General features: G+C 42.5%; 2 protein-coding genes. One reads left to right on the forward strand and one right to left on the reverse strand.

Going from position 1 to position 461, the window contains the following annotated elements:
* Positions 1-181, forward strand: a 181-nt coding sequence (locus HC175_RS18380; protein WP_168139680.1) for an SIMPL domain-containing protein, incomplete at its 5' end; no start/stop codon positions are given.
* A gap of 67 nt (positions 182-248) precedes the next feature.
* On the opposite strand, the gene HC175_RS18385 is transcribed toward HC175_RS18380, so the two are convergent.
* Positions 249-461 (reverse strand): peroxiredoxin family protein (locus tag HC175_RS18385; protein ID WP_369074347.1); only part of this gene is annotated, 213 nt, incomplete at its 5' end.

Raw genomic sequence — 461 nt, forward strand, 5'->3', positions numbered from 1 at the left:
CGCTGAAGCTTTAGGTCAGAAAATTGGGAGAGCCACCAGAATTTCCGAAGTACAAACAGATCATTATCAGCCGGTGTATCGGGTAATGGAAATGAAACAGGATAGTGCAGGACAGGAAACAATAGCTCCCGGCGAAATGGAGGTAAGGGTGAAGGTGAATGTGGATTTCCTGCTTCAGTAATTCCTAAATATGAGATATAAAAAAAGGTGCCCCGTGGCACCTTTTTTTATTCTCCATCGCAGGCTTGTTATTTTAGAAGCTCTCCTACTTTTTCTCCTAAAGCGGGTCCTCTAAGATCCTTCGCAACGATCTTTCCGTCTTTATCTAACAGAAAAGCTGCGGGGATAGCTCTGATTCCGTATTCGGCAGCAATAGGATCCTGCCAAAACATCAAATTGGAAACATGGTTCCATTGGCCTAAATTGTCTTCTTCAATAGCTTTTAACCATTTATCCTTTTG

Source organism: Salinimicrobium oceani, from assembly GCF_012037645.1.